Below are 12,926 nucleotides of genomic sequence, written 5' to 3'. Positions count from 1 at the left end.
CCGTTCAGGCGGGGCGCGCAGCGGAAAAACGGCTGGCGATGTCCAGCCGTTTTTTTGTTTACACTGCGGCAGTTCCGCGGCTTGCGCGGACGGCGCGGCCCGCGGGCCGGCCCCCGCGCAAGCCGCGTGTCCGCTTCCTTTTTTTCGCGGCACAGGCGCGCAGCATGCGCCGCGCACCATCACAGCAAGGAGTCCCAATGCGAGCCATCGAGATCCGTGAATACGGCGCCCCAGAGGTCCTGCAGGAAACGCAGCGCCCGGATCCTCAGCCCAAGGCCGGCGAGATCCTGATCCGCGTCGCGGCCTCGGGCGTCAACCGGCCCGACGTCTTCCAGCGTACCGGCAACTACCCGGTGCCGCCCGGCGCCTCCGACCTGCCCGGCCTGGAAGTGGCCGGCGTGGTGGCGGGCGGCGATCTCGCGCACGCCGACAACCGCTTCGGCCTCAAGGTGGGTGACCGCGTCTGCGCCCTGGTGCAGGGCGGCGGCTATGCGGAGCTGTGCACGGCGCCGGTGGCGCAATGCCTGCCGGTGCCGGCCGGCCTGTCCGATATCGAGGCCGCGGCATTGCCGGAGACCTTCTTCACGGTGTGGAGCAACGTCTTCGACCGCGGCTACCTGGGTCGCGGCCCGCGCGGCAAGGACGAGACGCTGCTGATCCAGGGCGGCTCCAGCGGCATCGGCACCACGGCCATCCAGATCGCCAAGGCGCTCGGCTTCAAGGTCTTCGTCACCGCTGGCAGCGCCGACAAGTGCGCCGCCTGCGAGGCGCTCGGCGCGGATCGCGCGATCAACTACAAGACCGAGGACTTCGTCGCCGAGATCAAGTCCCTGACCGAGGGGCGCGGCGTCGACGTGATCCTCGACATGGTCGCCGGCTCCTACCTGGCGCGTGAACTGTCCTGCATCGCGGACGATGGCCGCATCGTCATCATCGCGCTGCTCGGCGGCGCCAAGGCGGAAATCCCGCTCGGCGACATCCTGCGCCGGCGCATCACCGTTACCGGCTCGACGCTGCGGCCGCGCCCGGTTGCCTTCAAGGGCGAGATCGCGCGCGCCCTGCACGAGCAGGTGTGGCCGCTGCTGGCCGCCGGCCAGATCAAGCCGGCGATCTTCCGCACCTTCCCCGCCGCGCAGGCGGCCGAGGCGCATCGCCTGATGGAGTCGAGCGAGCATATCGGGAAGATCGTGCTGACCTGGTGAGGCGGGTACGCCAAAACCGTTGGCCAAGCATCGTGTCTTGGCTCCCTCTCCCCGCATGGGGAGAGGGCGGGGGAGAGGGGTGGTCTAGCAAGGCGCCACGCGCAACGAAGCCGCCGGTGTGGTCCAGCGCGCCAAGGCAAAGAGGAAGCCGCCTCTTGGTTCTTGGGTGGCTTGGCCGCCTTTCCGTGCCGACATGGCGCCGTCGCAATCCCCACGTTACAATACTGGGTTTAGTCAAAATGAGGCAGGGGCGATTCGCGTGAGAGACAAGCTCGTCATCGGCAACTGGAAGATGCATGGCAGCCTGGCCGCCAATGAGGCGTTGCTGGCTGCGATCAAGGCGGCACCGGCGCGTGCGCGCCTGGCGGTGTGCGCACCGTTCCCCTACCTGGCGCAGTGCCAGGCCTTGCTGCGCGGCAGCGCGGTGGCCTGGGGCGCGCAGGATGTGTCGGCCGAGGCGCGCGGTGCCTTCACCGGCGAAGTGGCCGCTTCGATGCTGGTCGACTTCGGCGTAAGCTACGCCCTGGTCGGGCACTCGGAGCGCCGCAGCTACCACGGCGAGACCGATGCGGTCGTCGCGGCCAAGGCGCTGCGTGCGCTCGATGCGGGCATCGTGCCGGTGGTGTGCGTGGGCGAAACCCTGGCGCAGCGCGAGGCGGGCGAGACCGAGGCCGTGGTCGGCCGTCAGCTGCAGGCGGTGCTGGATGCGCTGTCGGTCGAGCAGCTCGGCCGCGTCGTGCTGGCCTATGAGCCGGTCTGGGCCATCGGCACCGGCAAGACCGCGACCAGCGCGCAGGCGCAGGCCGTGCATGCCTTCCTGCGGGCGCAGGTGGCGGCGCGCGACGCCGGCGTGGCGCAGGGCATGGCCATCCTGTATGGCGGCAGTGTCAAGCCGGACAACGCCGCCGAACTGTTCTCCATGGCGGATATCGACGGGGGGCTGATCGGTGGCGCCTCGCTCAAGTCGGAAGATTTCCTCGCGATCGGCAACGCCTGAATGCCGGCCGTATCGATCGATTGATCAGGCAAGCGAATCAAACAAATGGCAATTTTCAAAACTCTGTTGGTGGTCCTGCAGGTGCTGTCCGCGCTGGGCGTGATCGGTCTGGTGCTGCTCCAGCACGGCAAGGGCGCGGATGTCGGCGCGGCCTTCGGCTCGGGAGCCTCGGGCAGCCTGTTCGGTGCCACCGGCTCGGCCAACTTCCTGTCGCGCGCGACGGCGGTGCTGGCGACGGTCTTCTTCGCCTGCACGCTGGCCCTGACGCTGATGACCAACTACCGTCCGGCGGCTTCGCTGGGGGTGATGGGGGCCGCGCCGCAGGTTGCGCCGGCCGCCGCTTCGGCGCCTGCCGCCAGCGCACCGGCCGCGGCTGCCGCGGCGTCGGCTGCGCCTGCAGTACCGAAATAATCAGGATTCGGACCCCGGGATTCCTGATCTTTTTTGCAGTTGTGCATTGAACAAATCGGGTTTCCTGGGTTAGAATCCAAGTCTTGAAACGATTCCCCAGCGGTGGGTCTCAAACCAGATCGAAAGGTCGAGCGAGAGTCCCGAAGGGTCCTAAAACCCGGCGCCAGGCAACATTGTTTCTCCCCCAGCCGACGTGGTGAAATTGGTAGACACGCTATCTTGAGGGGGTAGTGGCGAAAGCTGTGCGAGTTCGAGTCTCGCCGTCGGCACCAAACAACTTGATCGGAGTTCGCGTCACGGGCCTTTGCGCGTTGTGCGTGAGGTGAACTCCGGCAGTCCGCAAGGCGGCGCCGTGCTTCTACGGAATGGCGCTTGGGGTGGGCAACAGGACGCCGCTTCAGCTGGTGCTGTTGACAACATTCCAGATAAGGCTGGCCGTACCTTGAACCTCGAAGCCTACTTCCCCGTCCTCATCCTCATCATCTTCGGCACCGTGCTTGGCGTGGCGCTGATGTCGATCGGCAGGATCCTCGGTCCCAACAAGCCTGACGCCGCGAAGCTCTCTCCCTACGAGTGCGGCTTCGAAGCCTTCGAGGATGCGCGCATGAAGTTCGACGTGCGCTACTACCTCATCGCCATTCTCTTCATTCTGTTCGATCTCGAGACAGCCTTCCTCTTCCCCTGGGGTGTTGCCCTGAAGGAGATCGGCTGGCCGGGTTTCATCGCCATGGGCGTGTTTCTGCTGGAATTCATCGTGGGCTTCGTCTACATCTGGAAAAAGGGCGCGCTCGATTGGGAGTGATGTGAAATGGCAATCGAAGGCGTTCTCAACGAAGGCTTCGTCACGACTACCGCTGACAAGCTGATCAACTGGACCCGCACCGGGTCGCTGTGGCCGATGACCTTCGGCCTGGCCTGCTGTGCCGTGGAAATGATGCATGCCGGCGCCGCGCGCTACGACCTGGACCGCTTCGGCGTGGTGTTCCGCCCGTCGCCGCGCCAGTCCGACGTGATGATCGTGGCCGGCACGCTGTGCAACAAGATGGCGCCCGCGCTGCGCAAGGTCTACGACCAGATGGCCGAGCCGCGCTGGGTGATCTCGATGGGCTCGTGCGCCAACGGCGGCGGCTACTATCACTATTCCTACTCGGTGGTGCGCGGCTGCGATCGCATCGTGCCCGTCGATATCTACGTGCCGGGCTGCCCGCCGACCGCGGAGGCGCTGATCTACGGTGTGATCCAGTTGCAGAACAAGATCCGCCGCACCAACACCATCGCGCGCAAGGGCTGACATGGCGAGCATCGATACCCTCAAGTCCGCTCTCGAGAAGGTCCTGGGCAAGCGCGTACAGAAGCTGGTCGAGTCGCTCGGCGAGCTGACCCTGATCGTCAAGGCCGAGGACAGTCTGGAAGCCGCCCGCCTGCTGCGCGACGATCCCGCGCTGCGCTTCGAGCAGCTGATCGACGTTTGCGGCGTCGACTATTCCGACTTCGGCGACGGTGCCTGGGAGGGCGCGCGTTTCGCCGCCGTCTCGCACCTGCTGTCGGTCACCCATAACTGGCGCCTGCGCCTTCGTGTGTTCGCGCCGGACGACGATTTTCCGGTGGTGCCGTCGCTGATCGATATCTGGAACTCGGCCAACTGGTTCGAGCGCGAAGCATTCGACTTCTACGGCATCGTGTTCGAAGGCCATCCGGACCTGCGTCGCCTGCTGACCGACTACGGTTTCGTCGGCCACCCGTTCCGCAAGGACTTCCCGGTCTCGGGCTTCGTGGAAATGCGCTACGACCCCGAGCAGAAGCGCGTGATCTACCAGCCCGTGACCATCGAGCCGCGCGAGATCACCCCGCGCGTGATCCGGGAAGACAAGTACGGCGGCGTGCAGCACTGAGAAGCGCAATGGCAGACATCAAGAACTACACCCTGAACTTCGGCCCGCAGCACCCGGCGGCCCACGGCGTGCTGCGCCTGGTGCTGGAACTGGACGGCGAAGTCATCCAGCGCGCCGACCCCCACATCGGCCTGCTGCACCGTGCCACCGAGAAGCTGGCCGAGCAGAAGACCTGGATCCAGAGCGTGCCCTACATGGACCGTCTCGACTACGTGTCGATGATGGTCAACGAGCACGCCTACGTGATGGCCATCGAACGCATGATGGGCATCGAAGTACCGGTGCGCGCGCAGTACATCCGCGTGATGTTCGACGAGATCACCCGCCTGCTGAACCACCTGATGTGGATCGGTGCGCATGCGCTGGACGTGGGCGCGATGGCGGTGTTCCTGTACGCTTTCCGCGAGCGCGAAGACCTGTTCGACATGTACGAGACGGTGTCGGGCGCGCGCATGCACGCGGCCTACTACCGTCCGGGCGGCGTCTACCGCGACCTGCCTGACACGATGCCGCAATACAAGGCGTCGAAAGTCCACAATGAGCGCGCCCTCAAGGTGATGAACGAAGCCCGCTCGGGTTCGCTGCTGGACTTCATCGAAGACTTCACCAACCGCTTCCCGAAGTACGTCGACGAATACGAGACGCTGCTGACCGACAACCGGATCTGGAAGCAGCGCCTGGTCGGCATCGGCGTGGTCAGCCCGGAGCGCGCGCTGCAGATGGGCTTCACCGGTCCGATGCTGCGTGGTTCGGGCATCGAGTGGGACCTGCGCAAGAAGCAGCCCTACGAGGTCTACGACAAGGTCGACTTCGACGTGCCGGTGGGTGTGGGCGGCGACTGCTACGCGCGCTACCTGGTGCGCGTGGAAGAGATGCGCCAGTCCAACCGCATCATCAAGCAGTGCATCGAGTGGCTGCGTCGCAACCCGGGTCCGGTCATCACGGACAACCACAAGGTGGCGCCGCCGTCGCGGGTGGACATGAAGACCAATATGGAAGAGCTGATCCACCACTTCAAGCTCTTCACCGAAGGTATCCACGTGCCCGAAGGCGAAGCCTACGCGGCGGTGGAGCACCCGAAGGGCGAGTTCGGCATCTATGCGATCTCCGACGGCGCCAACAAGCCTTACCGCCTGAAGATCCGGGCGCCTGGCTTCGCGCACCTGGCGGCGCTCGACGAAATGGCCAAGGGCCACATGATCGCCGATGCAGTGACGATCATCGGTACCCAGGACATCGTTTTCGGCGAGATCGACCGCTGAAGACAGGCCGCGGGCTCCCGGACGACGATCCGGGCGCACCCGCGCCGCGCCCGCGACGGGCGCGGCCGGGTGAAACCCGCGGCGCACCGGCAAGCGCCGAGCGCGCGCCGGCGGCGAACGGGCAAGGACGGCAGCGACGGCTGCGAATCTGCGGGGCACCCGGCCAAGGGCGCTCCGGCGTATTACTGCAATGACCATGCTATCAGCAGAAGCTCTCAAGGAAATCGATCGCGCGATCGCCAAGTATCCGGCCGACCAGAAGCAGTCGGCGGTGATGGCGGCACTGGCCGTGGCGCAGGGCGAGGTGGGCTGGGTTTCCCCCGAAGTCATGCAGTTCGTCGCCCAGTACCTCGACATGCCGCCGGTGTGGGTCGAGGAGGTGGCGACCTTCTACAACATGTACGACACCAAGCCGGTGGGCAAGTACAAGCTGACCGTCTGCACCAACCTGCCGTGTGCCCTGTCGGGCGGCGAACGCGCCGGCGAGCACCTGAAGCACAAGCTCGGCATCGACTACAACGAAACCACCCCGGACGGCTGCTTCACCCTGAAAGAGGGTGAGTGCATGGGCGCCTGCGGCGACGCGCCGGTGATGATCGTCAACAACACGCGCATGTGCAGCTTCATGAGCAACGAGAAGCTCGACGCGCTGGTCGACGAACTGAAGGCCGAGGCCGCGAAGGGGAACAAGTAAGATGACCTCTCTGCACGACCGCCACATCAAGCCGCTGATCCTGGCCGGCCTCGATGGCCAGAACTGGCACCTCGAGGACTACGTCAAGCGCGGCGGCTACCAGCAGCTCAAGCGCATCCTCACCGAGAAGATTCCCCCCGAGCAGGTCATCGCCGACGTCAAGGCCTCCGGGCTGCGCGGTCGCGGCGGCGCGGGCTTCCCCACCGGCCTGAAGTGGAGCTTCATGCCGCGTACGTTCCCGGGGCAGAAATACCTCGTCTGCAACACCGATGAAGGCGAGCCGGGCACGTTCAAGGACCGCGACATCATCCGCTACAACCCGCACGCGCTGATCGAGGGCATGGCCATCGGAGCGTACGCGATGGGCATCACCGTGGGTTACAACTACATCCACGGCGAGATCTGGAACGAATACAAGATCTTCGAGCAGGCGCTCGAAGAGGCGCGCGCGGCCGGCTTCCTGGGCGACAACATCCTGGGCTCGGGCTTCAACTTCCAGCTGCATGCGCACCATGGCTACGGCGCCTACATCTGCGGCGAGGAAACCGCGCTGCTGGAGTCGCTGGAAGGCAAGAAGGGCCAGCCGCGCTTCAAGCCGCCGTTCCCGGCCAGCTTCGGCCTGTACGGCAAGCCGACCACCATCAACAACACCGAGACCTTCGCCGCGGTGCCCTTCCTGCTGGCCGTCGGGCCGGAGAACTACATGAAGATGGGCAAGCCGAACAACGGCGGCACCAAGATCTTCTCGATCTCCGGCGACATCGAGCGCCCCGGCAACTACGAGATCCCGCTGGGCACGCCGTTCGCGACCCTGCTGGAACTGGCCGGTGGCATGCGCGGCGGCAAGAAGATCAAGGCGGTGATCCCGGGCGGCTCGTCCGCCCCGGTGGTGCCGGGCGACATGATGATGGCGTCCGACATGGACTACGACTCGATCGCCAAGGCCGGCTCGATGCTGGGCTCGGGCGCGGTGATCGTGATGGACGAGACGCGCTGCATGGTCCGCTCGCTGCTGCGCCTGTCCTATTTCTATTTTGAAGAATCGTGCGGCCAGTGCACGCCGTGCCGTGAAGGCACCGGCTGGCTCTATCGCATGGTCAAGCGTATCGAACACGGAGAAGGCCGCCAGGAAGACCTGGACGTGCTCAACAACGTCGCGGAAAACATCATGGGCCGCACCATCTGCGCGCTCGGCGATGCGGCAGCAATGCCCGTCCGCGGCATGCTCAAGCACTACTGGAAAGAGTTCGAATATCACGTCGAACACAAGCAGTGCATGGTTCCGGCCTACATCTAAGCGTGGCAGAACATGGTTGAACTCGAGATCGACGGCAAGAAGGTTGAGGTTGCTGAAGGCAGCCTGGTGATGGAAGCGGCCCGCCAGCTGGGCACCTACATCCCGCACTTCTGCTACCACCGCAAACTGTCCATCGCGGCGAACTGCCGCATGTGCCTGGTCGAGGTCGAAAGGGCCCCGAAGGCGCTGCCGGCCTGCGCGACCCCGGTCACGCCGGGCATGAAGGTCTTCACCAATTCGGAGAAGGCAGTCAAGGCGCAGAAGTCCGTGATGGAATTCCTGCTGATCAACCACCCGCTGGATTGCCCGATCTGCGACCAGGGCGGTGAGTGCCAGCTGCAGGACCTGGCCGTGGGCTACGGCGGCAGCGAATCGCGCTACAAGGAAGAGAAGCGCGTGGTGTTCCACAAGAACGTGGGCCCGCTGATCTCCATGGAAGAGATGACGCGCTGCATCCACTGCACCCGCTGCGTGCGCTTCGGCCAGGAAGTGGCCGGTGTGATGGAGCTGGGCATGCTGAACCGCGGCGAGCATTCGGAGATCACCACCTTCGTCGGCCAGACCGTGGATTCGGAACTGTCCGGCAACATGATCGACCTGTGCCCGGTCGGCGCGCTGACCAGCAAGCCGTTCCGCTACTCGGCCCGTACCTGGGAACTGGCACGCCGCAAGTCGGTGTCGCCGCACGACGGCCTGGGCGCCAACCTCGTGGTCCAGACCAAGAACCAGCGCGTGATGCGCGTGGTGCCGCTGGAAAACGAAGAGGTCAACGAGTGCTGGCTGTCCGACAAGGACCGCTTCTCGTACGAAGGCGTGAACAGCGCCGACCGCCTGACCAAGCCGCTGCTCAAGCAGGGCGGCCAGTGGATCGAGACCGACTGGCAGACCGCGCTGGAATATGTGGCCAACGGCCTGGCCGGCATCAAGCGCGAGCATGGCGCCGACCAGATCGCCGCGCTGGCCAGCCCGCACAGCACGCTGGAAGAGCTGCACCTGCTGGCCAAGCTGGTGCGCGGCCTCGGCAGTGACAACATCGATTTCCGCCTGCGCCAGGCCGACTTCTCGGCCGGCCTGCAGGGTGCACCGTGGCTGGGCATGCCGGTGGCCGAGGTGAGCACGCTGCAGCGCGTGCTGGTGATCGGCTCCTCGCTGCGCAAGGATCATCCGCTGCTGGCCGCGCGTCTGCGCCAGGCCGGCAAGAAGGGCGCCCGCGTCGCCGTGCTGGGCGCCGGCGGTGAGGACCTGCTGATGCCGCTGGCCGCGCGCATCGATGTGGCCCCGTCGGGCTGGACCGCCGCGCTGGCGGGCATCGCCCGTGCCGTGGCCGCCGCCAAGGGCGTGGCCGCTCCGGCCGGCACCGAAGGCTTCGACGGCGACGCGCAGGCCAAGACCGTGGCCGAAGCGCTGCTGTCGGGCGAGCGCCGCGCAGTCTTCCTCGGCAACGAGGCCGTGCGCCACCCGCAGTTCTCCGCGCTGCATGCGCTGGCACAGTGGATCGCCACCGAGACCGGCGCCACGCTGGGCTTCCTGACCGAAGCCGCCAACACCGTCGGCGGCTACCTGGCCGGCGCGCTGCCGCAGCAGGGCGGCGCCAACGCCCAGGCCCTGCTGGAAACCCCGCGCAAGGCCTACGTGCTGCTGAACACCGAGCCGGAGTTCGACTCCGCGGATCCGCGCCGCGCGCTGGCCACGCTGTCGCAGGCCGGCACCGTGGTGGTGCTGTCGCCGTTCCGCTCGGAAGCGGCGCTGCAATACGCCGACGTGATCCTGCCGGTCGCGCCGTTCACCGAGACCGCCGGCACCTTCGTCAACTGCGAAGGCCTGCCGCAGAGCTTCAACGGCGTGGTGCGCGCGCTGGGCGAGTCGCGCCCGGCGTGGAAAGTGCTGCGCGTGCTCGGCAACATGCTGGAAGTGCCTGGTTTCGACTACGACAACGCCGAGTCGGTGCGTGACGAAGTCCTGGCCAAGCCGGTCGCGCCGCAGCTGAACAACGCCACCCAGGCGGCCATCCGCGTCAGCGCCGCCGGCGCCGGCGCCGGCGTCGAGCGCATCGCCGACGTGCCCATCTATCACGCCGACCCGATCGTGCGCCGTGCCGACTCGCTGCAGCTGACCGCTGCCGCGCGCCGCGCCATGCAGGTCGGCCTGCCGACCGCGCTGTTCGAGAGCCTGGGCATCCAGTCCGGCGATCCGGTGCGCGTGACGCAGGGCGATGCCAGCGTCGTGCTGCCGGGCGTGCTCGAAGCCACGCTGCCCGCCAACACGGTGCGCGTGCCCGCCGCCACCAGCGCTGCTGCCGCGCTGGGCGCGATGTACGGCCAGGTCAAGGTCGAGAAGGCCGTCGAACTCGGTGCCGCCAAGGCGGCTCCGGCGGTCACGGCTTAAGAAGAATAGCGAGAAAGAAACATGATCGACTGGATTACCTCGCAAGGGCACAACCTGTTCGGCGTCGCCTGGACGCCGATCTGGATCCTGGTCCGCGCCGTGCTCATCGTGCTGCCGCTGCTGCTGTGCGTGGCCTACCTGATCCTGTGGGAGCGCAAGCTGATCGGCTGGATGCACGTGCGTCTGGGCCCGAACCGCGTCGGCCCGCTGGGCCTGCTGCAGCCGATCGCCGACGTGCTGAAGCTGTTGCTCAAGGAAGTGATGACGCCGACCCAGGTCAGCCGCGGCATCTACTTCATCGCGCCGCTGATGGTGCTGATGCCGGCGGTGGCGGTGTGGGCGGTGATCCCGTTCCAGGCCGAGCTGGTGATGGCCAACGTCAATGCCGGCCTGCTGTACGTGATGGCCATCAGCTCGGTGGGCGTGTACGGCGTGATCCTGGCCGGCTGGGCCTCGAACTCGAAGTACGCCTTCATCGGCGCCATGCGCGCCGCCGCGCAGATGATCTCGTACGAAATCGCCATGGGCTTCGCCCTGGTGACCGTGCTGATGGTCTCCGGCAGCCTGAACCTGTCGGCCATCGTCAACAGCCAGAACACCGGCTACTTCGCCGGCATGGGCCTGAACGTGCTGTCGTGGAACTGGCTGCCGCTGCTGCCGATGTTCGGTGTCTACTTCATCTCGGGCGTGGCCGAAACCAACCGCCACCCGTTCGACGTGGTGGAAGGCGAATCGGAAATCGTGGCCGGCCACATGATCGAGTACTCCGGCATGGCGTTCGCGCTGTTCTTCCTGGCCGAGTACATCAACATGATCATCATCTCGACGATGACCGCGCTGATGTTCCTGGGCGGCTGGGCTTCGCCGTTCGATGTGCCGGGGCTGAACGCGATCCCTGGTTTCTTCTGGCTGCTGATCAAGGTTTTCCTGCTGCTGTCGGTGTTCATCTGGATCCGCGCCTCGTTCCCGCGCTACCGCTATGACCAGATCATGCGCCTGGGCTGGAAGGTGTTCATTCCGCTGACCGTCGGCTGGCTGATCATCGTGGCGATCTGGATCAAGTCGCCGTGGAACATCTGGCACTGAACGGCCGGAAGGGCCAACGGACGGCGCGCGCCGCAGCGCGCGCCGCGCGGAATCACTAGGAAGCAATCGTCATGCTGCTCGCCATCAAGGACTTCTTCAACAGCCTGCTCCTGAAGGAACTCTTCAAGGGCATGGCTCTGACCGGGCGTTATCTCTTCGCCCGCAAGGTCACTGTCCAGTTCCCGGAAGAGAAAACCCCGATCTCGCCGCGTTTCCGCGGCCTGCACGCTCTGCGCCGCTACCCCAACGGGGAAGAGCGCTGCATCGCCTGCAAGCTGTGCGAGGCCGTGTGCCCGGCGATGGCCATCACCATCGAGTCGGACGTGCGCGCCGACGGCACGCGCCGCACCACGCGCTACGACATCGACCTTACCAAGTGCATCTTCTGCGGCTTCTGCGAGGAAGCCTGCCCGGTGGACGCCATCGTCGAAACGCAGATCCTCGAGTACCACGGCGAGAAGCGGGGCGACCTGTACTTCACCAAGGACATGCTGCTGGCAGTGGGCGACCGCTACGAACCGCAGATCGCCGCGGCCAAGGCGGCGGACGCCAAGTACCGCTGATCGAGTCCGGGCCCGCTGCCGTGTGGCGGCAGGTCCGGCAAGGCGGGCGGCCAGTCCGGCCGCCGCAGCCAACCGAAATTGAATCGTGCCCTGCGAGGGGCCAAGGCTAGGAAGCCGCAAGCGCGGGCCACCCGGGGGTGTGCGTGCCGTGCGGCCCCAAGAGGATCCGATAGGGACCATGGAACTCACGACCACCATCTTCTACGTCTTTGCGCTGGTGCTGGTGCTCTCCGCACTGAAAGTCATCACTGCGAAGAACCCGGTGCACTCCGCACTGTTCCTCGTGCTGTCGTTCTTCACGGCCGCGGCGATCTGGATGCTGCTCAAGGCGGAATTTCTCGCCATCCTGCTGGTGCTGGTGTACGTCGGCGCCGTGATGGTGCTGTTCCTGTTCGTGGTGATGATGATCGACATCGACATCGAGCACCTGCGGCGGGACTTCTGGACCTACGTGCCGATGGCCTCGATCGTCGGCGCGCTGATCATCGCCGAGATGGCCATCGTGCTGGTGCGCAACTTCATCGGCACCACCAGCCCGGTGGTCAACGCTGCCGCGCAGGCGCCCGGCTACTCGAACACCGCCGCGCTGGGCAAGCTGATCTACACCGACTACATCTTCGCCTTCGAAGTGGCCGGGATCATCCTGCTGGTCGCCATCATTGCCGCCGTGGCCCTGACGATGCGCCGCCGCAAGGACACCAAGTCGCAAGACATCTCCGAGCAGCTGCGTACCCGCCGCGACGATCGCGTGCGCCTGGTCTCGATGCCGGCGCAGGTTGCGCAAGCCGCCGATGCGGCCAACAACAAGAACTGAAGCCACGGAGAAACGCTGTGCTCTCTCTCGCCCATTTCCTCGTGCTCGGTGCGATCCTGTTCGCCATCAGCATCGTTGGTATCTTCCTGAACCGCAAGAACGTGATCGTGCTGCTGATGGCGATCGAGCTGATGCTGCTCGCGGTCAACATCAATTTCGTCGCCTTCTCCCACTACCTGGGGGACCTGGCCGGACAGGTTTTCGTTTTCTTCATCCTCACGGTGGCCGCCGCCGAGTCGGCAATCGGTCTCGCGATCCTGGTGGTGCTGTTCCGCAACCTGGACACGATCAACGTGGACGACATGGATACGCTCAAGGGCTGA

The 12,926-nt window shown here is 65.8% G+C and carries 14 protein-coding genes and 1 tRNA gene; all 15 read left to right on the top strand.

What is annotated here, in order from left to right; all coding sequences use genetic code 11:
* Positions 1 to 197: 197 nt before the first annotated feature.
* The 15 genes from BKK79_RS04925 to nuoK all read left to right on the top strand — a co-directional run bounded on the left by BKK79_RS04925 (position 198) and on the right by nuoK (position 12,926).
* The gene (locus BKK79_RS04925) at positions 198 to 1,202 is read left to right on the top strand and encodes an NAD(P)H-quinone oxidoreductase (RefSeq protein ID WP_071037253.1); all 1,005 of its coding nucleotides are present in this window, start codon (positions 198 to 200) and stop codon (positions 1,200 to 1,202) included.
* 253 nt (positions 1,203 to 1,455) lie between these two features.
* The gene (gene tpiA, locus BKK79_RS04920; RefSeq protein WP_257786949.1) at positions 1,456 to 2,199 is read left to right on the top strand and encodes a triose-phosphate isomerase; all 744 of its coding nucleotides are present in this window, start codon (positions 1,456 to 1,458) and stop codon (positions 2,197 to 2,199) included.
* 45 nt (positions 2,200 to 2,244) lie between these two features.
* Positions 2,245 to 2,610, top strand: coding sequence for a preprotein translocase subunit SecG (secG, locus tag BKK79_RS04915; RefSeq protein WP_071037252.1), 366 nt, complete (start codon positions 2,245 to 2,247; stop codon positions 2,608 to 2,610).
* Between the two features lie 187 nt (positions 2,611 to 2,797).
* Positions 2,798 to 2,882, top strand: a tRNA-Leu gene (locus tag BKK79_RS04910).
* Positions 2,883 to 3,052: 170 nt separating this feature from the next.
* Positions 3,053 to 3,412, top strand: a complete 360-nt coding sequence (locus BKK79_RS04905; protein WP_071011889.1) for an NADH-quinone oxidoreductase subunit A — start codon at positions 3,053 to 3,055, stop codon at positions 3,410 to 3,412.
* A 6-nt stretch (positions 3,413 to 3,418) separates the two neighbouring features.
* The gene (locus BKK79_RS04900; protein ID WP_020203631.1) at positions 3,419 to 3,901 is read left to right on the top strand and encodes a NuoB/complex I 20 kDa subunit family protein; all 483 of its coding nucleotides are present in this window, start codon (positions 3,419 to 3,421) and stop codon (positions 3,899 to 3,901) included.
* A 1-nt stretch (position 3,902) separates the two neighbouring features.
* Positions 3,903 to 4,502 carry an NADH-quinone oxidoreductase subunit C gene (locus tag BKK79_RS04895; protein ID WP_071011891.1) on the top strand — a complete coding sequence of 200 codons (600 nt, stop codon included), beginning with the start codon at positions 3,903 to 3,905 and terminating at the stop codon, positions 4,500 to 4,502.
* An 8-nt stretch (positions 4,503 to 4,510) separates the two neighbouring features.
* On the top strand, positions 4,511 to 5,764 hold the full coding sequence (locus BKK79_RS04890) for an NADH-quinone oxidoreductase subunit D (RefSeq protein WP_071011893.1): 1,254 nt from the start codon (positions 4,511 to 4,513) through the stop codon (positions 5,762 to 5,764).
* A 196-nt stretch (positions 5,765 to 5,960) separates the two neighbouring features.
* On the top strand, positions 5,961 to 6,458 hold the full coding sequence (gene nuoE, locus BKK79_RS04885) for an NADH-quinone oxidoreductase subunit NuoE (RefSeq protein WP_071016220.1): 498 nt from the start codon (positions 5,961 to 5,963) through the stop codon (positions 6,456 to 6,458).
* A gap of 1 nt (position 6,459) precedes the next feature.
* A complete protein-coding gene (nuoF, locus tag BKK79_RS04880) occupies positions 6,460 to 7,755 on the top strand; it encodes an NADH-quinone oxidoreductase subunit NuoF (protein WP_071011895.1) in 1,296 nt (431 codons plus the stop codon).
* Positions 7,756 to 7,767: 12 nt separating this feature from the next.
* Positions 7,768 to 10,140: an NADH-quinone oxidoreductase subunit NuoG gene (gene nuoG, locus BKK79_RS04875; protein ID WP_071037251.1), complete on the top strand. Its 2,373-nt coding sequence runs from the start codon at positions 7,768 to 7,770 to the stop codon at positions 10,138 to 10,140.
* A 21-nt stretch (positions 10,141 to 10,161) separates the two neighbouring features.
* On the top strand, positions 10,162 to 11,226 hold the full coding sequence (gene nuoH / locus BKK79_RS04870; RefSeq protein ID WP_071011898.1) for an NADH-quinone oxidoreductase subunit NuoH: 1,065 nt from the start codon (positions 10,162 to 10,164) through the stop codon (positions 11,224 to 11,226).
* A gap of 71 nt (positions 11,227 to 11,297) precedes the next feature.
* Positions 11,298 to 11,789 carry an NADH-quinone oxidoreductase subunit NuoI gene (gene nuoI / locus BKK79_RS04865; RefSeq protein ID WP_071011900.1) on the top strand — a complete coding sequence of 164 codons (492 nt, stop codon included), beginning with the start codon at positions 11,298 to 11,300 and terminating at the stop codon, positions 11,787 to 11,789.
* 178 nt (positions 11,790 to 11,967) lie between these two features.
* Positions 11,968 to 12,603, top strand: coding sequence for an NADH-quinone oxidoreductase subunit J (locus BKK79_RS04860; protein ID WP_071011901.1), 636 nt, complete (start codon positions 11,968 to 11,970; stop codon positions 12,601 to 12,603).
* A gap of 17 nt (positions 12,604 to 12,620) precedes the next feature.
* A complete protein-coding gene (nuoK, locus tag BKK79_RS04855; RefSeq protein ID WP_010809122.1) occupies positions 12,621 to 12,926 on the top strand; it encodes an NADH-quinone oxidoreductase subunit NuoK in 306 nt (101 codons plus the stop codon).

The sequence above is a fragment of the Cupriavidus sp. USMAA2-4 genome (assembly GCF_001854305.1).
In the GTDB taxonomy this organism is placed as follows: Bacteria; Pseudomonadota; Gammaproteobacteria; order Burkholderiales; family Burkholderiaceae; genus Cupriavidus; species Cupriavidus malaysiensis.
Note: the sequence above shows the minus strand (reverse complement) of the source record. Positions and strands in the feature narration are given on the sequence as shown.

Excerpts from the sequence above, each read along its gene's own strand:
- BKK79_RS04860 (WP_071011901.1), top strand. The coding sequence starts at position 11,968 with ATGGAACTCACGACCACCATCTTCTACGTCTTTGCGCTGGTGCTGGTG.
- BKK79_RS04925 (WP_071037253.1), top strand. The coding sequence starts at position 198 with ATGCGAGCCATCGAGATCCGTGAATACGGCGCCCCAGAGGTCCTGCAG.
- BKK79_RS04900 (WP_020203631.1), top strand. The coding sequence starts at position 3,419 with ATGGCAATCGAAGGCGTTCTCAACGAAGGCTTCGTCACGACTACCGCT.
- secG (WP_071037252.1), top strand. The coding sequence starts at position 2,245 with ATGGCAATTTTCAAAACTCTGTTGGTGGTCCTGCAGGTGCTGTCCGCG.
- nuoI (WP_071011900.1), top strand. The coding sequence starts at position 11,298 with ATGCTGCTCGCCATCAAGGACTTCTTCAACAGCCTGCTCCTGAAGGAA.
- nuoG (WP_071037251.1), top strand. The coding sequence starts at position 7,768 with ATGGTTGAACTCGAGATCGACGGCAAGAAGGTTGAGGTTGCTGAAGGC.
- BKK79_RS04895 (WP_071011891.1), top strand. The coding sequence starts at position 3,903 with ATGGCGAGCATCGATACCCTCAAGTCCGCTCTCGAGAAGGTCCTGGGC.
- nuoF (WP_071011895.1), top strand. The coding sequence starts at position 6,460 with ATGACCTCTCTGCACGACCGCCACATCAAGCCGCTGATCCTGGCCGGC.
- nuoE (WP_071016220.1), top strand. The coding sequence starts at position 5,961 with ATGCTATCAGCAGAAGCTCTCAAGGAAATCGATCGCGCGATCGCCAAG.
- BKK79_RS04890 (WP_071011893.1), top strand. The coding sequence starts at position 4,511 with ATGGCAGACATCAAGAACTACACCCTGAACTTCGGCCCGCAGCACCCG.
- nuoH (WP_071011898.1), top strand. The coding sequence starts at position 10,162 with ATGATCGACTGGATTACCTCGCAAGGGCACAACCTGTTCGGCGTCGCC.